This window comes from Desulfonatronum thiodismutans (assembly GCF_000717475.1).
Lineage (GTDB): Bacteria > Desulfobacterota > Desulfovibrionia > Desulfovibrionales > Desulfonatronaceae > Desulfonatronum > Desulfonatronum thiodismutans.
The window spans coordinates 382,752-402,525 of sequence record NZ_JPIK01000004.1; the positions used below are offsets into that span (position 1 = coordinate 382,752).

Below are 19,774 nucleotides of genomic sequence, written 5' to 3' on the forward strand. Positions count from 1 at the left end.
CATGCATTGGATGATTGAATTTCTTCTTTTCGTGATCCTGATCGTTGCCGCGGTCGTCGGCCTCTCGGTTCGCAATTTGCTGGCCGCGGCGGTCATCTTGACCATCTTCAGCTTTCTCACCGCGGCGATCATGGTTTCTCTGGGGGCCATCGACGTGGCGTTCACCGAGGCCGTGGTCGGCGCGGGTGCCGTGGGTGTATTCAGCATTGTCGCCATCCTCATGACATCAAGGAAGAGTCGAGATTGAAAACACTTCAATATTTCCTCCTTCTGGCCTTTCTGGGCATTTTGATCGTCGCGGTCACGAACCTGCCGCCCCGGGGCGACGTCACCGCGCCGGTGCACCAGCACGTCAACCCCGCGGGTACTGTGGTTGCTGGGACCTACTTCATCCAAAACGCCTATAAAGACACCAAGACCCCAAACATGGTCACGGTCATCCTCGCCGATTACCGGGCATTTGATACCCTGGGCGAGGTCATCGTTGTTTTTGCCGGCGGCATTGCCTGCTTTTTCATCCTGAACGTCGGGAGAAGAAAGCCATGAGCACCAGCAATAAGGAGTTGTGCAGCAAGGAAGCCGCAATGATGGCACCCACGGAGAGCCCCATCATCCACTTGGCCAGTCGCGGCATTTCCCCGGTCATCCTGCTCATCGGCCTGTATGTCTTTTTTCACGGTCACTACAGTCCTGGCGGCGGCTTCCAAGGCGGCGTACTTCTGGCCGCGGCGATTTTGTTGCTGCGCTTAAGCCTGGGCACCTCTCTCTCCCAGCCGATTATGCCCTCCTGGATCACCCTGCGGCTCAGCGCCCTCGGGGCGTTGATATTTGCCGGGATCGGGCTTGTGGCCATTCTCTTCGGCGGCAACTTCCTGGATTATCACTACCTGCCCATGCCGTGGCTTGATCCGGCCTACCTCCGCTACTACGGCATCCTGATGATCGAGGTGGGCGTAACCATAACCGTCATGACAACGCTGGTCGCCATCTACGACGACCTGCTGGGATGTTGAGCATGCTCGAATTCATCCAAGGCTATTATGCCTACATCTTTCTGGCCACGGCGTTCACCATCGGCCTTTACGGTATGATGGTAAAACACAACCTGATGAAAAAGGTTTTGGGGATGTCCATTGTCGCGGCCACTACGATCATGTTCTGGATCGTAGGTGCCTATAAGGAAGGGGCGGGGGTCACGGTCCTGGATCCGCGTTACGGCGTGGAGAATCCGGAGCTCTACCTCAACCCCCTGCCGCACACCCTGATGCTCACCGCCATCGTCGTGGCCGTAGTTACTCTGGGCGTGGCCCTGGCCTTGCTCATCGGCATCTACCGGGAATTCAAAACCCTTGATGAACCAACTCTCCTGGAGCGGATGAAATGATCAGCTCCCAAGCTCCCGTCCTCATCCCGATCACGTTCCTCTTCGCGGCCATGCTCATCCCCCTGGTGGGGTCGATGCATCGCGCCGCCGCGCACTTGACCGCGGTTCTGGGATCGGCCTTGGCCCTGTATTTCTCCGTGGTCGGCATGCAGGCCACCCTGGCCCAGGGTCGGATCAGCTACCACATTGCCGGTTGGATGCCCCCCATCGGGATCGAATTCGTCCTGGATCCGCTCTCCGCCTTTATCTGCGCCCTGCTTTGCGGCATCACCTTCATCGTGATGGTCTTCGGCAAACGCAGCGTGGAATACGAAATCCCCCAGAAAGAGATCGCCTTCTACAGTCTGTCCATGCTCCTCTTGGGCGGCTTGGCCGGGATGGTGATGACCGGCGACCTCTTCAACCTCTACGTTTTCCTGGAAATCGGAGCCCTGGCCGGCTACGCCCTGGTCGCCATCGGCGACAAGCGGGCCGTAGTTTCGGCCTTCCGCTATCTGGTCATGGGCACCGTGGGCGCGACCTTCTACCTGTTGGGAGTGGCTCTGATTTTCATCAGCACCGGCACCCTGAACATGGCGGATATCGCCCAGTTGATGCCCCTGGTCCACGATTCCCCGGCAGTGATCGTCGGTCTGGTGCTCATTGTCCTGGGCACGGCACTGAAGATGGCCCTGTTTCCGATGCACGCCTGGCTGCCCGACGCCTACACCCACGCTTCCACCACGGCCACGGCCCTGATCGCGCCCATCGGCACCAAGGTTTCCGCCTATGTCCTGTTCCGGGTCCTGTTCTTCGTGGTTGACCCGGACCACCTGCGCACCGAGCTGTTGAATCTTCTTCAAGTCATCGGATACCTGGGCGCGGCGGGCATCATCTGGGGCTCGATCATGGCCATCTGCCAGTCGGAGCTGAAGCGGATGCTGGCCTACAGCAGCGTGGCCCAGGTCGGCTACATCGCGGTGGGCATCGCCTTGGCCTCACCCCTGGGATTCATCGGCGCCATTCTCCACGCCCTGAACCATGCCGTGATGAAGTGCTGCCTCTTTTTGGTCAGCGGCAACATGCGCCTGCGTCTCGGCCACAGCTCCATCCCCCAGATGACCAACGGCCTGCGCAAGTCCATGCCCTGGACGTCCGCGGCTTTTACCCTGGCCGCCATCTCCATGATCGGCCTGCCGCCCACGGCCGGCTTCTTCGGAAAATGGTATCTGGCCCTGGGCGCCATCGAGCAGTCGCACTGGATTTTCCTCACGGCCCTGCTGATCAGCACCATTCTCAACGTCGCCTACTTTTTCCGGGTGATGGAGCGGATGTACCTCAAACCGCAGGAACCCGGCGGCGTGGACTACAGCGAGCAGACCGTCGTTCGCAACGAAGCCCCGGCGTCCATGCTTATCCCGACCATCTTTCTGGCCATCAGTCTCCTGGTGCTCGGCTTCGCCAACGCCTGGATCGTCTCCAACCTCATCGTGCCCATGATCCCCGGCTGGCTCTAAGGGACTAAAACCAATGCACGAAATCGTCACCTATACGTCCTCGGTTCCCTTTCTGGCGGTCCTGGTTTCCCTGGCAGCGGTCCCGCTGATCTACGCCAGCAGCAACCGTCCGAACATGCGCGAGTTCTGGACCCTGGCCGCGGCGTTCATCAAGTTCCCGTTGGTTCTGTCCCTGCTGCCCGGCGTCATGGCCGGGGAAGTGGCGGAATTCACCATCGTCCAGATCTCGGCTTCTCCGGACATCGCCCTGAAACTGCGGGCCGACGGCGTGGGCATGCTCTTCGCCGTGGTCGCCTCGGGCTTGTGGATTCTGACCTCATTCTACTCCATCGGCTACATGCGCGGAGCCAATGAGAAAAAGCAGACCCGCTACTTTGCCAGCTTCGCGGTCTGCCTCTCGGCCACCATCGGCATCGCCTTTTCGGCCAACCTGCTCACCTTTTTGATCTTCTACGAAATTCTGTCCCTGGCCACCTACCCCCTGGTCATCCACAAGGAGAACCAGGAGGCCATGCGCTCCGGCCGACAGTACCTGCTCTACGCCATGTCCGCGGGCGTTGTGCTCATCGCGGGCATCGGGATCACCTATTCCATCGCCGGCACGCTGGACTTCAAACCCGGCGGGATCTTCGGCGGGATTGTGCTTGATCCCGTGCTGATCAAGGTTGCCTTCATCCTGTTCATCGCCGGGGTGGGCGTGAAGGCCGGCATCATGCCGCTCCAGAGCTGGCTGCCCGCGGCCATGGTCGCTCCGACGCCGGTCTCCGCCCTGCTCCATGCGGTGGCCGTGGTCAAGGCCGGGGTCTTCGGCGTGATCCGTGTCGTGGGGTTCATTTTCGGTCCCGAAGTTATGCACGAGTTCAGCCTGAACCTGATCCTGGCCACCTTCTCAGGGGCCACGGTGATCCTGGCCTCCCTGATCGCCCTGAACCAGGACGACTTGAAGCGCCGACTGGCCTACTCCACGGTAGGGCATCTATCCTACATCGTTCTCGGCGTGGCCCTGCTCACCCCAGAAGGATTCACCGGCGGGCTGCTGCACCTCTCCAACCACGCCACGACCAAGATCTGCCTCTTTTTCTGCGCCGGGGCGATCTACGTCAATCTGCATAAGACCAAGATATCCCAGTTGGACGGCATCGGCAGGGTGATGCCCTGGACCATGGGGGCCTTCACCATCGGCGCCCTGGGCCTGGCTGGGGTTCCGCCCATCAACGCCTTTGTCAGTAAATGGTTCCTCTGCCAGGGGGCCATGGCCGCGGACCAGACCATCATCCTGGGCATCTTCCTGCTCAGCGGTCTGCTCAACGCCGCCTACTTCTTCCCCATCGTCCAGCGGGCCTTTTTCCGCCCCGGCGGCAAGGATCTGGAAAAACACGGTGAGGCTTCGCCCTTCATGGTCGTGCCCATTTGCATCGTGGCCACGTTGTCCGTCCTGCTGGGCCTGCAACCCAATCTGTTCCTCAACCTGTATGACCTGGCCGCCGGGATCTCGCAAAGCGTCTTCCAGCTGCCCGCGGTCTTCATCGCTTCGGGAGTCTGGCCATGAAACAGTGGCACTGGATCGTTCTTATCGGCCTCACCTTGCTTTCGGTCATCGGCCAATTCATTGAGCACCATTACTGGTGGGAAGCCATCCCCGGCTTTTTCGCCGTGTTCGGATTCGTCGGCAGCTTCGTGCTGATCTTCGTCGCAAAGTTCTGCGCGAACCTGTTCATTGCCCAGAAGCCGAACTACTATGACGCTCTTCAGCAAGACCAAGATACCGATCAGGAAGTAAACACCAATGCCCATTGAACTGCCTCCGGTTCTCGTCATGTGGCTGGGGCTGATCATCCTGCCCCTGTTGCCCAAGAACGCCCGTCCCGCGGCTTTTCTGGCCTTTCCCATCGCCGCGCTGATCCTCATTCTGACCATCCCCCTGGGGACCGTGGTCACCATGCCCTTCGCCCACTACGAGTTGGTGGTCCTCCAGGTCACCCAGCTCAGTCGGGTCTTCGGGATCATCTTCGCCCTGATCGCCTTTTTCTGCGGGGTGTACGCCCTGCACATGCGCGAAACCGGGCAACAGGCCGCTGCCCTGCTGTACGCCGGCGGCGCCCTGGGCGTGACCTTTTGCGGCGACTTCTTCACCCTGCTGGTCTGCTGGGAGATCATGGCCGCCGGTTCCACCTATCTGATCTGGGCGCGACGCACCAAGTCCTCCCAACAGGCCGGCATGCGCTACCTGCTGTACCACCTGTTCGGCGGCAGTCTCCTGCTCGCGGGCATCATCGTTCACGCCCAGACCACCGGCTCGCTCCTGCTGCCGGAGAACGGCTTCGCTCCCGGTGAGTCCCTGGCCGCCTGGCTGATGTTCTTCGGCGTGATGATCAACGCGGCCATGGTCCCCCTGCATGCCTGGCTGCCGGACGCCTATCCCAAGGCGACCATCACCGGAGCCTGCGTGCTCAGCGCCTTCACCACCAAGGTGGCGGTCTACGTGGCCATCGTCCTCTTTCCCGGCTGGCCGATCCTGATGATCATGGGCGTGGCCATGGCCCTCTGGGGCGTGAGTTACGCGTTTCTGGCCAACGATATTCGGGAGATCCTCTCCTACCACATCATCAGTCAGGTCGGGTACATGATCGCCGCCGTGGGCATCGGCACGGAACTGGCCCTGAACGGGGCCGCCGCCTTCGCTTTCAGCAATATCCTCTACAAGACCCTGATGTTCATGGCCACGGGCGCGGTGCTCTACGCTGCCGGAACCAGCAAGCTCAGCGAGCTGGGTGCCCTGGCGTCGCGGATGAAGTGGGTGCTGGTCCTGTATATGGTAGGGGCCCTGTCCATTTCCGGCTTTCCGCTGTTCATGGGCTTCATCAGCAAGACCATGATCATCACCGCGGCCGGGGAAAGCTCCGCCTACGCCGTGAAGTTCCTGCTCATCTTCGCTTCCGTGGGCACGTTTCTCTCCGTCGGCATCAAGCTGCCCTACTATACGTGGTTCCATGAAGAGAAAACGCACCACGCCCAGCTGCGGCCCATCCCCACGGGCATGTTCGCGGCCATGACCGGCGTGGCCGTGCTCTGCGTGATCTACGGCGTCTTTCCCGGGCTGCTGTATGCCGAACTGCCCTACTTCACGGACTTCACCCCGTTCGCCATCCCCTTGCTGGTGGAAACCACCCAGATTCTGATCTTCACCTTCCTCGGGTTCTGGCTGGTCCGGGCCAAGCTGACGCCCAAGGACAAGATTTCCCTGGACGTGGACTGGTTCTATCGCCGCCTGGCCCCCTACCTGCGCCGGGTCTTCATCGGCTGGGTGAATGTCTTCTTTGACACCGCTGAACGGCTGAGCTTTCGCTTCGCCGACTTCGTATCTTTTCTTTCTTCCGACCCCATGCATGTCCTGCGCACCCTGCAACGGCCGCTGCGCGACTTCGACGCGGACGCCGACCGACCGCCCCTGAGCACGCCCATCACCCTGACCCTGCTGGTCACCGTGGCCGTGGCAGCCTGGAGCCTCTGGCGCTGACCCCCCTACCCGCAAAGCATTGACCTCAACAGACGGGCTTCGTAAAAGAAGCCCGTTTGTTTTTCTGAAAGCCATTAAGCGCATCATGATCCGTAGACCAACCCATCCCGGGCAAATTTTGCGGGAGGACTATCTCGCCCCCTTGAATCTTTCAGTATCCCATGTGGCTTCAAGATTGGGGATATCCAGGAGCCGCCTTTCCGCTCTTTTAAACGAGCAAGGATCTGTTTCACCCGACTTGGCCCTTCGTCTCGCGAGTGCGTTGAACACTTCTCCTGATCTGTGGCTGAATCTCCAACGAAATTACGATCTCTGGGTTTCCGAGAACGCCTCTTTTTACGGCATTACATTCTTTTTCACATAAATCGCGACATTGGTTATCGAAGATATGCACAGATAAGTTTTCCCAGTGAAATTTGTTTGCTCATCTCACTGGGACGCAAAGAAGATTTGTATTCACTATTGGTCTTCTCTGAACCTCGGCTGATCATAATTTCTTATACCAACGTCATCACTAGGCATCAGCATGTTTATAGAAAGTTTTATTTGGTATAGAGATATCATTGACAAACTTATGTGGAAGCATGGTGTGACCCGTTTAGAAGTAGAAGAGGTTTTCCAAAATAAACCAAAATTTAAAATGATTGAAAAAGGTAAAATCAAAAACGAAAATATTTATTCAGCGCGTGGCCAGTCAGAATCTGGACGATTTTTGTCTGTTATTTTCATTTACAAACGTACCAAAGAAGCACTCATTGTTACTGCACGAGAAATGGATGCAAAAGAAAGGAGGAATTATGACAAAAAGTAAATACGATCCAATACCAGATGAGTTCAAGTCCATTGAAGAAGCTGCAACTTTTTGGGATACGCACAGTTTGGCAGATTACGAAGATCTACAGCAAGATACTGATTTCAAAGTCCATCTCAAGTCAGAAAAAAACTACTTCGCGATTGACAGAGAATTGTCCGATAATATTGACAATATTGCTCACATTAAAGGCATTTTGCCAGAAACACTTGTCAATCTTTGGATTCAAGAAAAAATCATCGAAAATCAAAATGCTCTGACGCACTGCTGATTTTTAGCGCAATTATGTGCAACCAAATGAAGGAGCACTATTTTGCCGTGCCGTGAACTGCGTTATTCGTCCAGGGACGATTGGCGGGCCTTGAATGATTGGCTCAAGGGACGCTGGAGTCCGGATATCTCCATGGAACAACGGGTTCGGGACATCTTGACCCAGATCCGGGAACAAGGGGATGAGGCTCTGGTCGACTACACCCGCCGCTTCGACTGCCCCGACTTTCAGGCGGACATGATCCGCGTTCCAGAGGCCGATCTGTCCGCGGCTCTGGCTTCCATTCCTTCGGAGGACGTTGCCATCCTGAAAGCCGCCATTGGCAACGTGCGGAGTTTCCACGAGCAGCAGGTCCAGCGCTCCTGGTTTCAGACCAAGCCGGACGGGACCATCCTCGGCCAGATGGTTCGTCCCGTGGAGCGGGTGGGGCTGTATGTTCCCGGCGGCCAGGGCGGGACCACTCCCCTGATTTCAAGCCTGATCATGAACGCCGTTCCGGCCCAGGTGGCCGGGGTGGACGCCGTGGCCGCGGTTTCCCCGCCCCGGGCCGATGGGAGCCTGGACGCCTACATTCTGGCCACAGCTGCCCTGCTGGGCATCACCGAGGTCTACCGCCTGGGTAGCGCCTGGGCCGTAGCCGCGTTAGCCTTCGGCACCCGGACCGTACCGGCGGTGGACGTCATTGCCGGGCCGGGCAACATCTACGTGACCACGGCCAAACGGTTGCTGGTGGGCCAGGTGGGCATCGACATGATCGCCGGGCCCAGCGAGATCGCCATCCTGGCCGACGCTTCCGCCAATCCCGATTGGCTGGCCGCGGACATGCTCTCCCAGGCTGAACATGACCCTCTGGCCGCCTCCATCCTCGTCTCCGACAGCCCGACGCTCCTGGACAACGTCAAGGTCGCGCTCTCCAGACAATTGGCGGAACTCCCGCGCTCGGAAACCGCCGCGCAATCTCTGGCCGACTGGGGCGCCCTGATCCTCGTGCCCGACATTCGTGTCGGCGCGGAGTTAATAAACCTCCTGGCTCCGGAACACCTGGAACTGTGCGTGGACGATCCCTGGCGGCTTCTGGGGCTGATCCGCAACGCCGGGGCCGTGTTCATGGGCCACCACTGTCCGGAACCCATCGGCGACTACTTCGCCGGACCGAATCATGTCCTGCCCACCATGGGCACGGCTCGCTTCACTTCCGGCCTTTCCGTGGACAACTTCATCAAGAAATCCAACATCATCGCCACTTCGTGCGCGTATGTCGCCGAACACGGCCCGGCCGTGGCTCGACTGGCTAACCTGGAAGGGCTGGACGCCCATGCCCGCTCGGTGACATGCCGCCGAGCTTGAGGCATCAGCTTTCCAACACGGCTCTTTCGCATCCCTCGCAAATCCGATATATACCACACCAGGCAAGAGGCAGAGCCTGCCGCGGAAACCAACAACGACAACCCTCCGCGGCATTTTGGCCACGCTGTTTCCGACTCACCATCTCACCCGCTATCCCGGAACCACCATGAAAATACTGACCCAATCCTCCCTGCCCGACGTCAAGCTGCTCTCCCGCGGCAAGGTTCGAGACATCTACGAAGTCTCCGCGGACACCCTGCTCATCGTGACCACGGACCGAATGTCCGCCTTTGACGTGGTCCTGCCCGACCCGATCCCCTACAAGGGCGTGGTCTTGAACAAGATCACCCTGTTCTGGATGGACCGGATGAGCGCCGTCGTTTCCAACCATCTTCTGGCCGCCGATATCGCCGATTTTCCCAAGGCGCTGCATCCTTATGCCGACCAACTGGAAGGCCGGTCCGTGCTGGTTCGCAAGGCGGCCCCGTTGCCGGTGGAGTGTATCGTGCGCGGCTACATAACGGGCTCCGGCTGGAAGGACTACCAGGACACCGGCATGGTCTGCGGACACCGGCTTCCCGGGGGGCTCCAGGAATCCCAGGAACTGATCCCACCGCTGTTCACCCCGTCCACCAAGGCGGAAGTGGGCGAGCACGACGAGAACATCTCCGTGGCCAAGGCCGCGGAACTCCTGGGACAGGAGCGGTTCGCCGCGGTGGAGCGCATTTCCCTGGACATCTACTCCCAGGCTCGGGAATACGCCAAAGGCCTGGGCCTGATCATCGCGGACACCAAGTTCGAGTTCGGTCTCGTGGGCGACGAACTGCTGCTCATCGACGAGGTTCTGACCCCGGACTCCTCCCGGTTCTGGCCTCAGGAAGGCTATGCCCCGGGCCGCTCCCAGCCCAGCTTTGACAAACAGTACCTGCGGGACTGGCTGACCAAAAGTGGGTGGAACAAGAAGACACCCGGCCCGAACCTGCCCCCGGACGTCGTGGAGCAGACCCGAGACCGCTACCTGGACGCCTACGCCATGCTCACCGGCCAACGCCTGGAACTTCCCTGATCCCCCCCTCCCAAAACCTTTCTCTGAACACTCTTTCGATCCCGCGAACACCATCAAAGGAGACTCGCATGCTCGTATCCGGAAAAAAGGCACTGATCTTTGGCGTGGCCAACGATCGTAGCATCGCCTATGCCATCGCCAAGATCTTCAAAAATCAGGGCGCGTCCATTGCCCTGAACTACGTCAACGACGCCATTTACAAACGGGTTGAGCCGATCAACAGGGAGTTGGGAGGAGACTTCATTTTTCCCTGCGACGTGACCAATGATGCGGAAATCGCCTCCGCGGCCCAGATTGTCGCCGAGAAATGGGGCGGCGTGGACATCCTGGTCCATTCCGTGGCCTTCGCCAACCGGGACGACCTGGCCGGACGCTACGTGGACACCTCCCGCGCTGGCTTTGCCCTGGCCCTGGACGTGTCCTGCTACTCCCTGGTGACCCTATGCAAGGCCTTCGAACCCCAGATGTCCGAGGGCGGATCGGTCATGGCGCTCAGCTACTACGGCGCGGAAAAGGTCATCCCGAACTACAACGTCATGGGCGTGGCCAAGGCGGCCCTGGAGGCCAGCGTGCGCTATCTGTCCGTGGACATGGGCGCGCGAGGCGTCCGGGTCAATGCCATCAGTTCCGGCCCACTGAAGACCCTGGCCTCCTCAGGCATCTCCGGAATGAAGCAGATCTTCAAGCACGTCGAGGACCGCGCTCCCCTGAAGCGCAACGTGACCCAGGAAGACGCCGCCGGCCTGGCCCTGTTCCTGGCCTCGGATTTTTCCACCTGCATCACTGGAGAAACCATCTACGTGGACGCCGGCTACAACATCATGGGCATGTAATCCCGGTCCACGATCTTAAATCGTGCTTGTGTTGACGCGGTGGTGCTCGTTATCGAAATCGCAATCGCAATCGAAATCGATTCCAAACACCGCCGCAAACGGCTGAGCACGATTTTTGTCCGAATTTTACGAAGCTGTTGCAAATGCGTCTCCTCTCCCCACCGGCAGCGCTGTACAGCGCCTTGATGTCCCTACGCGCCGCAGCATACGCCCGAGGCATTTTTCCCGCATGGCGGCCACCCCAACCCTGCGTCAGCGTGGGCAACATCCGCTGGGGCGGCACGGGCAAGACCCCGGTCTGTTCCTGGCTGCTGGATTGGGCTGCTGAAAAAAACAAGCAGTGCGTGCTGCTGACCCGCGGCTATCGCGCCCATCCCCCTCGCCTCCCTTTCCTCGTCGAACCGGACGCCTCTCCCCACGAGGCCGGAGACGAACCTCTGCTGCTGGCTCGTGCCAATCCAACAGCCAAAATTGTTGTGGACCCCAAGCGCGTTCGGGCCGGGAAGTTGGCATGGACCGCATGGCAACCGGACCTGTTCGTGCTGGACGACGGATTCCAACACATGGCCGTGACCAGGGACGTGAATCTGGCACTGCTGACCCTCCAGGACCTCGAAACCGACTGGAACAGAGTCGTCCCCAGCGGCCCCTGGCGCGAAGGTCCGTCCGCCCTGTCCCGGGCGGACGCCTTTCTGATCAAGCTTCCGGACCTGGACATGGCGAAGGACGACCTCCGGGAGCAGATCGTCCGACGGCTGGGAACATACCAAAAGCCAATCTTCTTCTTCGCCCCAGAGCCATTACGCCTGACCAACATCCACACCGGGGAACGCCGGGATGCCCTGCCCTCCCAATCCGAGGGACGCTACACCCTGTTCAGCGGCGTGGCCGATCCGCTGTCCGTGGAGCACACGGCTACTGGCTTCTTGGGCCGCAAACCGGTCCGCTTTGACGCCTTTGCCGATCACCATCCCTTTTCCGCCAAGGACGTCATCCGACTGGCCCAAAAGGCCGCGGCCGCGAACACGGATCACCTGGTCTGCACGGCCAAGGACGCCGTCAAAATCCGGAGCGTCCTAGCCCAAGACCAGGCCCAAAACCAGGGACAAGACTGGTGGAGCCTGGATATGTCGGTCCGGTTCACGCCGTTCACCACCGGCGCACCCCGTTTCGAGGACTGGCTGGAACGCCGCCTGATCCCGGCATGATGGTCCGCCCATGCGCCTGAGCCCTTTAAATCAACGCCGCTGGGCCAATTTCCGGAAGAACCGCCGCGGCTATTGGTCGCTGTGGATATTTCTGGCCCTGTTCCTGGTCACCCTGGGCGCGGAGTTCATTGCCAACGAAAAGCCGCTGGTGGTCCGCTACGACGCTCAGTGGTTCTTCCCTATTTTCCAGGTCTATCCGGAAACCGCATTTGGCGGGGACTTCCCCACCGAGGCCTACTACCGCGACCCCTTCGTGGCCGAGCTGATCCGGGAAAAGGGCTGGATGCTCTGGCCGCCCATCGCCTACAGCCACCAGACCGTGAACTTCAGCCTGGACGTGCCAGCCCCTTCCCCACCCAGTTGGGAAAACTGGCTCGGCACCGATGACCAGGGCCGGGACGTGCTGGCCCGGGTCATCTACGGGTTCCGGATTTCCGTGCTTTTCGGTCTGACCCTGACCCTGGCCAGTACGATCATCGGCATTGCCGCCGGGGCGGTCCAGGGGTATTTCGGCGGCTGGACCGACCTGCTCTTCCAGCGCTTCATGGAAATCTGGTCCGGCCTGCCCCTGCTTTACCTGATCATCATCCTCTCGGCCCTGATCGAACCCACTTTCTGGTGGCTGCTCTTGATCATGCTGCTCTTTTCCTGGATGGCCCTGGTAGGCGTGGTCCGGGCTGAATTCTTGCGCACCCGCAACTTCGACTATGTCCGGGCGGCCCGGGCCTTGGGCGTGGGCAACCTGACCATCATGTTCCGGCACATCCTGCCCAACGCCATGGTCGCCACCCTGACCTTCCTGCCCTTCATCCTCAACGGCTCCATCACCACGTTGACCTCCCTGGACTTTCTCGGCTTCGGCCTGCCGCCGGGCTCCCCGTCCCTGGGAGAATTGTTGGCCCAAGGCAAGGCCAACCTCCACGCCCCCTGGCTGGGCATCACCGCCTTCATGGTCCTGGCCGTGATGCTCAGCCTGCTGATCTTCATCGGCGAGGCGGCCAGGGACGCTTTTGATCCCAGGAAAAAGACAGTATGATGACGAAACCAATCCATTTCCCAGCCACACACGGCACCACTCACCACCGCCCGCAACCTTCAGGCTTCAGCCTTCAGCCCTCAGCCCTCTAACTTCCCCATGCCCACCTCCCCCCTGCTCCACGTCAGCGACCTATCCGTCTCCTTCCACGGATCCGGAACCATCGTTCCCGCCGTGCAAAGCGTCGGATTCACGCTGCGCAAGGGACGGACCATGGCTCTGGTGGGCGAGTCCGGTTCCGGGAAGTCAGTCACGGCCCTTTCTCTGGTCCAGCTCTTGCCCTATCCCCAGGCCTTTCATCCCGGCGGGTCGATTCTGCTGGACGGCCAGGAGTTGCTGGGGGCTTCGGAAGCAGTGTTGCGCGGAGTGCGCGGGGGGCGGATCGGAATGATTTTTCAGGAGCCGCACAGCTCACTCAATCCCCTGCACACTGTGGAAAAGCAGATCGTGGAAACCCTGCGTCTGCACCGGAAGCTCGCGCCGGACCAAGCCGGAGCGCGGGCCGTGGAGCTCCTGGAGCTGGTGGGGCTGGACGATCCTGGCCAAAAGCTGTCCTCCTGGCCGCATCAGCTTTCCGGGGGGCAGTGCCAGCGGGTGATGATCGCCATGGCCCTGGCCAACAACCCGGACCTGCTCATCGCCGACGAGCCGACCACGGCCCTGGACGTGACCATCCAGGCCCAGGTGCTGGCCCTGCTCAAGGATCTGCGCCGCCGTCTGGGCATGGCCATGCTCCTGATCACCCATGATCTGAACATCGTGCGCAAAAACGCCGACGATGTCTGCGTGATGCGCGAGGGCCGGATCGTTGAGTCCGGGCCCGTGGAGCGGATCTTCACCGCGCCGGAGCATCCCTACACCCAACGTCTCCTGGAAGCCGAGCCCCGGGGCGGCCCTATGGCCGAATCCGCTTCCACGGAGCCGGTGCTCGCCGGGCGGGAGGTCAATGTCTGGTTCCCGATCAAGAAAGGCCTGCTCAAGCGCACCAAAGGCTACGTCAAGGCCGTCAACGGCGTGGACGTGCGGCTGCATCCCGGCCGGACCCTGGGCGTGGTCGGGGAGTCCGGCTCTGGCAAGACCACCCTGGGCCTGGCCCTGCTGCGCCTGACCGCCTCCACGGGTCGGATCGTCTTCCAGGGCCGGGAGATCCACCAACTGCCTCCCCGAGCCCTGCGCCCGCTCAGGCGAACCATGCAGATCGTTTTCCAGGACCCCTTCGGCAGCCTCAATCCGCGGATGTCCATCGCCCAGATCATCGGCGAGGGCCTGACCGTGCACCGTCTCGGGCACACCCCTCAAGAACAAGACGCCCTGATCGCCGCGGCCCTGAAAGAAGTCGGCCTGGACCCGGACAGCCGCCACCGCTATCCCCACGAATTCTCCGGGGGCCAGCGCCAGCGCATCGCCATTGCCCGGGCCATGATCCTCAAACCGGACGTGCTGGTTCTGGACGAGCCCACCTCGGCTCTGGACATGTCCGTCCAGGCCCAGATCGTGGACCTGCTGCGCACCCTGCAACGCGAACACCGCACCGCCTACCTGTTCATCAGCCACGACCTCCGGGTGGTCCGGGCCATGAGTCACGACATCCTGGTTATGCACCACGGCCACGTGGTCGAACAGGGTCCCGCGGAGGACGTCGTCTCCCGGCCCAAGCACCCCTACACCCGCACGCTGATGGCCGCGGCCTTTGATTTGGAAGCCGCTACAGCTGTCTGACCTTTCGCGCGATCCGCTTGTTCAGCGGAAAATGTTACATTTATGTGAAACAGGCTGCACGGTTTTACTTCGAAATGAAAGCCGTATACAAAAGTCAAATTTTGACCCATCGGCAATGGGAAATGGCAATCCATAATGTCCATCAACCTTTTCTTCGAGCCTGAGCATGAACATTCGCAGCCTGAACACGCAGTTGATCCTGGTCGTGACTCTTTCCGTGGCGCTGTCCATTGGCGCGTTGATCATTTACGTCAACAAGTCCACCTCCGACATGGCGTTCACCTTACAGACCCGGACCATGCACAATGTCGCCGATTCCACTTCACGGGTCCTGGAGAACTACATCCACAACCTCGTCTCCCTGACGGCCTCCCTCGCGGAACAAAACGCCTTTGAAAGCGCCCTACAGTCCGACTATTTTCGCCAGGACGCCTCCCGGATCATTACCAACTTCATGAGCGGCTACGGGGATATCTGGGCCGTGACGCTGTTTGACGAAAACGGCGACGTCATCGTCGGCTTCAATGCCGACGACCGGGACTTGACCGGATTGTCCCTGAAGGGCGAGCCGTTCATGCGAACGTTGTTCACGGGCCAAGGGGTGGTCGTCGAGGACCGGGTGCGTATGGCCATGGGAAGTGTCGCGCCGACCATGAATGCCGCCGCGGTGGTTCGAGATCTGAGCGGCCTGGTCGCCGGCGGCGTATCCGTTTCCACCCGCTGGGACAACTTCACCCGGCAGTTCATCGATACGATTTCCGTCGGTCAAACCGGCTTCGCGGCCATTCTGGACCACGACGGACGCTTGGCGGCCCATGGTCGGGAGCCGGGGCGTATTCTGACCTCCGCCGCCGAGAGCGGCCTGGGACGGGCCATGGACGTCCAGGAAGGCCTGGTCTCCTTCAGCCATGACGATCGAGCCCAGTTCATGGCCGTGACCACCATGCCGATGAACGAATGGAAGGTCTGCACCGTCATCGAAGCCGCGGAGATGAACACCGTGCCCAGCCGCCAACGCAACACCTTGATCGCCAGCGGCTTGTTCATGGCCCTGCTCCTAACCGGCCTGATCATCCTCATGCTCAGACGATACGTCCTGACCCCCCTGACCTCCATTAAATCCTACGCCGCCCAGGTCACTCACGGCGACCTGGGCGCCCGACTGGATGGAAGGTTTCAATTCGAACTGGCGGAACTGGCCGGTAACCTGACCGCCATGGTCCAGGAATTGAAGAACAAGCTGGGCTTTTCCGAAGGTGTTCTGAAGAGCATTTCCGCCAACTTTCCTTTTCTCATCCTGGACACCGAATCCCGCATCACCCACACGAACCATCAGTTGCTGGAAATTTTAGCCAAGGAAGGCGCTCCGGAAGACTATCAATTCCAGGATGCCGGTTTGTTTTTTCATGGCGAAGCCGGACGCCGCACCAGATCCTCCCAGGCGCTCATCGAGAAACGTCGCGTGGAGGGTGAAATGGAAGTATCCGTCCAAGGACGCAAGAAAATCCTGAGCGTCAACGCCAACCCGATTTACGACTGGGACGGCAACCTGACCGGCGTCCTGACCCTGTACTACGATTTGACCACCATCCGAGAGCAGGAGGCCGAGATCAAAGGCAAAAACACGCAAATCGAGAGCGTGGCGGCCCGGGTCCAGGAAATTTCTCAACAGGTCTCCGACGCGATGGAACGCATCGCCAAACAGGTGACCCAGGCGGGCGACGGCTCCCGTCGGCAGGAACAGCGCTCCGCGGAAACGGCCACGGCCATGGAAGAGATGAACGCCTCGATTCAGGAAATCGCCGCCAACGCCGGACGCGCCGCGAAAAACTCGGATGAGGCAAAATCTCAAGCCCTGGAAGGCCGGGGGCTGGTCAACCAGGTCGTGGAGTCCATCACCCAGGTCCAACAGCAGACGCAAAGCCTCCAGGCGGACATGAACGTTCTGGGCGAACGTGCCCGGAACATCGGCCGGATAATCACGGTGATCGAGGACATCGCGGACCAGACCAATCTTCTGGCCTTGAACGCGGCCATTGAGGCGGCCCGGGCCGGAGACGCGGGACGCGGATTCGCCGTGGTGGCCGACGAGGTGCGCAAGCTGGCCGAAAAAACCATGGCCGCCACCAAGGAAGTCTCGGAATCCATCACCTCAATCCAGGACGGAACCCGCCACGGCATCTCCGCTGTGCGCTCTGCCACGGACTACGTCACGGCTTCCGCCGAGCTGGCCACCCGTTCCGACGCATCCTTGCAAGTGATTGCCGAGCTCGTGGAAGGCAATGCCTCCCAGGTCGGGGCCATGGCCGCGGCCAGCAACCAGCAGTCCGCGGCCAGCGAGGAGGTCAGCCGTTCCGTGTCCGAGATCAGCCGGATTTCCACGGAAACCGCCCAGGGCATGGCCTTGGCTGAACAGGAACTCGCCGGTCTCGCGGACCAGATCCGCCGCCTGCGGGATCTGATCCAGGAAATGCAGGTTTCATGCTGAGGCATCCTCATGGCTAAAAGCGGACTCCGCGGCATCCCCAGGCTGACTCAGGCTTTTGTCTGTTCCGTTCAGGGACTGCAAAGCGCGTGGCGCAACGAGGAGGCTTTTCGGCTGGAGGTTCTGGCCGCCCTCCTGCTGATCCCCGCCGCGTTGTGGCTGGGGGAAGGGGGCGTGGAGCGGGTCTTGTTGGTGGGCAGCGTGGTTCTGGTCCTGATCGTCGAGTTGCTGAATTCCGCCGTGGAAGCCGTGGTGGACCGGATAGGAATGGAACACAACGAACTGTCCGGCAGAGCCAAGGACATCGGCTCCGCGGCGGTCCTGATCTCCCTGCTCCTTGTCCCGGTGGTCTGGGCCTTGGTCCTTCTGAGTTGATTCATCCGGCCTGTCTCACTCGGCCCGCAGTGGACCGCATCAAGTTCAAATAACTCTGTTGGAAACGGCGAGAGATCGCTTCATCTACAAGAACCGCGAAACCGGCTNNCAAGCCGGTTTCGCGGTTCTTCGTTGGGGACAACGTCCCAAGTTCCTTCTCCAGGGTATTGGCTCACCCCTGTTTCATACGCTGCACGACCTCTTGCAGTTCCACGGCCTGCCTGGCCAGTTCGGAAATGGCCTGAGCGGACTGATTCATGACCTCGCTGGTTTCCGAGGATATGCGGTTGATGTCCTCCACCCCGCGGTTGATTTCCTCGCTGGTGGCTGACTGTTGTTCCGCGGCCGTGGCGATGGAGCGGACCTGGTCCGCGGCCTGATCGGCCAGGGCCAGGATTTCCCGCAACGCGTCCCCGGACTGGTTGGCCAGTCTGGTGGCGTCCCCAATGGCACTCACGGACTGATCCATGCCTCGGATGTTGGCCTGGGTGCCCTGCTGAATGGCGGAGATGGCCTCGCCCACTTCCTTGGTGGCGTTCATGGTCTTCTCAGCCAGCTTGCGCACCTCGTCGGCCACCACCGCGAACCCGCGGCCCGCGTCCCCGGCCCGCGCCGCCTCAATGGCCGCGTTCAGGGCCAGAAGATTGGTCTGGTCCGCGATGTCCTCGATCACGGTCATGATCTTGCCGATCTGCTCGGCCTGGCGACCGAGATTATCCAGATTGTTCTTCATTTCCTGAGCCTTGGCCTGCACCGTGTTGATGGCTTCCACCGAAGAACTGACCACTTTGGCCCCGTCCACGGCCTTGGTCCGGGCCATGTCCGACGCTTCGGCGGCCTGGGAGGCATTCTTGGCCACTTCCAGTACCGTGGCGTTCATCTCCTCCATGGCCGTGGCCGTCTCGCCGGTGCGGCTCTTCTGCTCCTCAGCGCCCCGGCTGGCCTCTTCCACCTGGGCCGACAATTCCTCCGAAGCGGAGGTCATTCGCTCCACCACGCCCTCGATATTGGTCGCGGCCTCAAGCATACCGTCGCGCTTGGCCGTCTCGGCCTGGGCCCGAGCTTCCTCGGCCTCCCGCGTGGCGATTTGGGCTTTTTCCGTCTCTTGTCGGGCCAGTTCGGATTGGTGCTCAGCCTCCTTCATCTTCTCGATCAAGGACTGCACCATGCTCTGAATGCTCAGATTCAAGCGCCCGATCTCATCCTTTTGGTCAATGCCGGACCGGGCTTGCAAGTCGCCCTTGGCCACGGCGTCGGCGTACGTCATCAGGCGGTTTACGGGGCCGGTGATGCTACGACTGACCAGCAGTGCAACGACGATACCCACACCGAAGAAAACCAGAGAGGCGATGGCCACGGTCCAACGCAGTTGGAACACTGGAGCCATAACGTCGTCCCGCATGGCCCCAACGGCGATGGACCAGCCCGTGCCGGGAATAGGCGCAAACCCGAAATACCGGTCCAACCCCATAAACGGGTACGCATCAAACCCCGACTCTCCCCTAACCATTCGCTGAAGCATGGTCGCCAGTCGCGCGTACTCCGGATTGGTCCTGGCTTCTTCGATGAAGTTGCGCTGGTCCAGCACGAACTGCCGGTTGCCGTGGGCGATCAAGGCTCCTCTTTCGTCGAGGATATAGGCGTATCCAGCGGTCCCATATCCGATCTCGTCCGTAATTTCGCTGAGCAGCGTGGCATCCAGACGGGCCATGAGCACGGCCTGAACCTGTCCTCGTTCCCCCCTGATGGGCGTGGCCAGGATCAATACCGGCTGGTTGGTCACCCGGCTGATGATTACATTGGAAAAAGTCGTATTTCCAGCCATAGCCTGCTGAAAATAAGCCCTGTCTCCCAATTCAGCCGTGGATCCGTCCGGATAACGAGCCAAGCCACTTGGAGAGATGATCCCCATCCCAAGGTAGTTCAACCTCTTCGTATCTTCTTCCATGGCTTGACGTTGCTGGTCCCAGTCCATTGACTGAATGAATCTTCGACTTGCAACCCCTTCCAAAGCCAACATATGGTAATCCAGTCGACTTCTAACAAGCTTGGCAGCGTCCTGGGCTATTAACGGAATATTTTCCTCTACCTGACCGACCACGGCACGATAAGCGCGGTCATAAGCTATAAACCCCAATCCTCCACAGACCAGGACCAGCAATGTCAAAAAGCCTCCGAGCAATTTAATCCCAATTGGTATATTCTTCATATTCCTCTCCTTTTTCC

Annotated in this window: 20 protein-coding genes; 19 read left to right on the plus strand and 1 reads right to left on the minus strand. The window is 60.3% G+C overall.

What is annotated here, in order from left to right:
• Nucleotide 1: 1 nt before the first annotated feature.
• The 19 genes from GY33_RS0102425 (at nucleotide 2) to GY33_RS0102510 (ending at nucleotide 17,548) form a co-directional block, all read left to right on the plus strand.
• Nucleotides 2–247 (plus strand): hydrogenase subunit MbhD domain-containing protein, encoded by a 246-nt coding sequence (locus GY33_RS0102425; protein WP_031385805.1) that lies wholly within the window; start codon nucleotides 2–4, stop codon nucleotides 245–247.
• Nucleotides 244–546, plus strand: coding sequence for a hydrogen gas-evolving membrane-bound hydrogenase subunit E (gene mbhE, locus GY33_RS0102430; protein WP_031385806.1), 303 nt, complete (start codon nucleotides 244–246; stop codon nucleotides 544–546). The genes GY33_RS0102425 and mbhE overlap by 4 nt, the downstream gene beginning before the upstream one ends.
• On the plus strand, nucleotides 543–1,013 hold the full coding sequence (locus tag GY33_RS0102435; protein WP_235185437.1) for an MnhB domain-containing protein: 471 nt from the start codon (nucleotides 543–545) through the stop codon (nucleotides 1,011–1,013). Before mbhE ends, GY33_RS0102435 begins: the two co-directional genes overlap by 4 nt.
• 2 nt (nucleotides 1,014–1,015) lie before the next feature.
• On the plus strand, nucleotides 1,016–1,384 hold the full coding sequence (locus tag GY33_RS0102440) for a cation:proton antiporter subunit C (protein WP_031385808.1): 369 nt from the start codon (nucleotides 1,016–1,018) through the stop codon (nucleotides 1,382–1,384).
• Nucleotides 1,381–2,880, plus strand: coding sequence for a complex I subunit 5 family protein (locus GY33_RS0102445; protein WP_031385809.1), 1,500 nt, complete (start codon nucleotides 1,381–1,383; stop codon nucleotides 2,878–2,880). The genes GY33_RS0102440 and GY33_RS0102445 overlap by 4 nt, the downstream gene beginning before the upstream one ends.
• 13 nt (nucleotides 2,881–2,893) lie before the next feature.
• Nucleotides 2,894–4,429, plus strand: coding sequence for a monovalent cation/H+ antiporter subunit D family protein (locus GY33_RS0102450; protein WP_035271011.1), 1,536 nt, complete (start codon nucleotides 2,894–2,896; stop codon nucleotides 4,427–4,429).
• Nucleotides 4,426–4,677, plus strand: coding sequence for a hypothetical protein (locus GY33_RS0102455; protein WP_031385811.1), 252 nt, complete (start codon nucleotides 4,426–4,428; stop codon nucleotides 4,675–4,677). Before GY33_RS0102450 ends, GY33_RS0102455 begins: the two co-directional genes overlap by 4 nt.
• On the plus strand, nucleotides 4,667–6,397 hold the full coding sequence (locus GY33_RS0102460; protein ID WP_035271014.1) for a Na(+)/H(+) antiporter subunit D: 1,731 nt from the start codon (nucleotides 4,667–4,669) through the stop codon (nucleotides 6,395–6,397). The genes GY33_RS0102455 and GY33_RS0102460 overlap by 11 nt, the downstream gene beginning before the upstream one ends.
• Nucleotides 6,398–6,482: 85 nt before the next feature.
• A complete protein-coding gene (locus GY33_RS20250) occupies nucleotides 6,483–6,761 on the plus strand; it encodes a HigA family addiction module antitoxin (RefSeq protein ID WP_084184753.1) in 279 nt (92 codons plus the stop codon).
• Between the two features lie 162 nt (nucleotides 6,762–6,923).
• A complete protein-coding gene (locus GY33_RS0102465) occupies nucleotides 6,924–7,208 on the plus strand; it encodes a BrnT family toxin (RefSeq protein ID WP_031385813.1) in 285 nt (94 codons plus the stop codon).
• Nucleotides 7,174–7,479, plus strand: a complete 306-nt coding sequence (locus GY33_RS18905) for a CopG family antitoxin (RefSeq protein WP_152555036.1) — start codon at nucleotides 7,174–7,176, stop codon at nucleotides 7,477–7,479. The genes GY33_RS0102465 and GY33_RS18905 overlap by 35 nt, the downstream gene beginning before the upstream one ends.
• A 42-nt stretch (nucleotides 7,480–7,521) precedes the next feature.
• Nucleotides 7,522–8,826 (plus strand): histidinol dehydrogenase, encoded by a 1,305-nt coding sequence (hisD, locus tag GY33_RS0102475; protein ID WP_031385814.1) that lies wholly within the window; start codon nucleotides 7,522–7,524, stop codon nucleotides 8,824–8,826.
• A 166-nt stretch (nucleotides 8,827–8,992) separates the two neighbouring features.
• The gene (locus GY33_RS0102480; protein ID WP_031385815.1) at nucleotides 8,993–9,892 is read left to right on the plus strand and encodes a phosphoribosylaminoimidazolesuccinocarboxamide synthase; all 900 of its coding nucleotides are present in this window, start codon (nucleotides 8,993–8,995) and stop codon (nucleotides 9,890–9,892) included.
• 68 nt (nucleotides 9,893–9,960) lie between these two features.
• Nucleotides 9,961–10,725: an enoyl-ACP reductase FabI gene (locus GY33_RS0102485; RefSeq protein ID WP_031385816.1), complete on the plus strand. Its 765-nt coding sequence runs from the start codon at nucleotides 9,961–9,963 to the stop codon at nucleotides 10,723–10,725.
• Between the two features lie 143 nt (nucleotides 10,726–10,868).
• The gene (gene lpxK / locus GY33_RS0102490) at nucleotides 10,869–11,933 is read left to right on the plus strand and encodes a tetraacyldisaccharide 4'-kinase (RefSeq protein WP_084184734.1); all 1,065 of its coding nucleotides are present in this window, start codon (nucleotides 10,869–10,871) and stop codon (nucleotides 11,931–11,933) included.
• Between the two features lie 10 nt (nucleotides 11,934–11,943).
• The gene (locus tag GY33_RS0102495) at nucleotides 11,944–12,969 is read left to right on the plus strand and encodes an ABC transporter permease (protein WP_031385818.1); all 1,026 of its coding nucleotides are present in this window, start codon (nucleotides 11,944–11,946) and stop codon (nucleotides 12,967–12,969) included.
• A 99-nt stretch (nucleotides 12,970–13,068) separates the two neighbouring features.
• Complete coding sequence (locus GY33_RS0102500; RefSeq protein ID WP_031385819.1) at nucleotides 13,069–14,688, plus strand: ABC transporter ATP-binding protein; 1,620 nt, start codon at nucleotides 13,069–13,071, stop codon at nucleotides 14,686–14,688.
• Nucleotides 14,689–14,854: 166 nt separating this feature from the next.
• Nucleotides 14,855–17,176, plus strand: coding sequence for a methyl-accepting chemotaxis protein (locus GY33_RS0102505; RefSeq protein WP_051822211.1), 2,322 nt, complete (start codon nucleotides 14,855–14,857; stop codon nucleotides 17,174–17,176).
• Between the two features lie 9 nt (nucleotides 17,177–17,185).
• The gene (locus GY33_RS0102510; RefSeq protein ID WP_031385821.1) at nucleotides 17,186–17,548 is read left to right on the plus strand and encodes a diacylglycerol kinase; all 363 of its coding nucleotides are present in this window, start codon (nucleotides 17,186–17,188) and stop codon (nucleotides 17,546–17,548) included.
• Nucleotides 17,549–17,720: 172 nt separating this feature from the next.
• Here GY33_RS0102510 and GY33_RS0102515 read toward each other — a convergent pair whose 3' ends face one another.
• Entirely contained in the window at nucleotides 17,721–19,757 is a 2,037-nt protein-coding gene (locus GY33_RS0102515; RefSeq protein ID WP_031385822.1) for a methyl-accepting chemotaxis protein, read from the minus strand.
• Nucleotides 19,758–19,774: the final 17 nt, after the last annotated feature.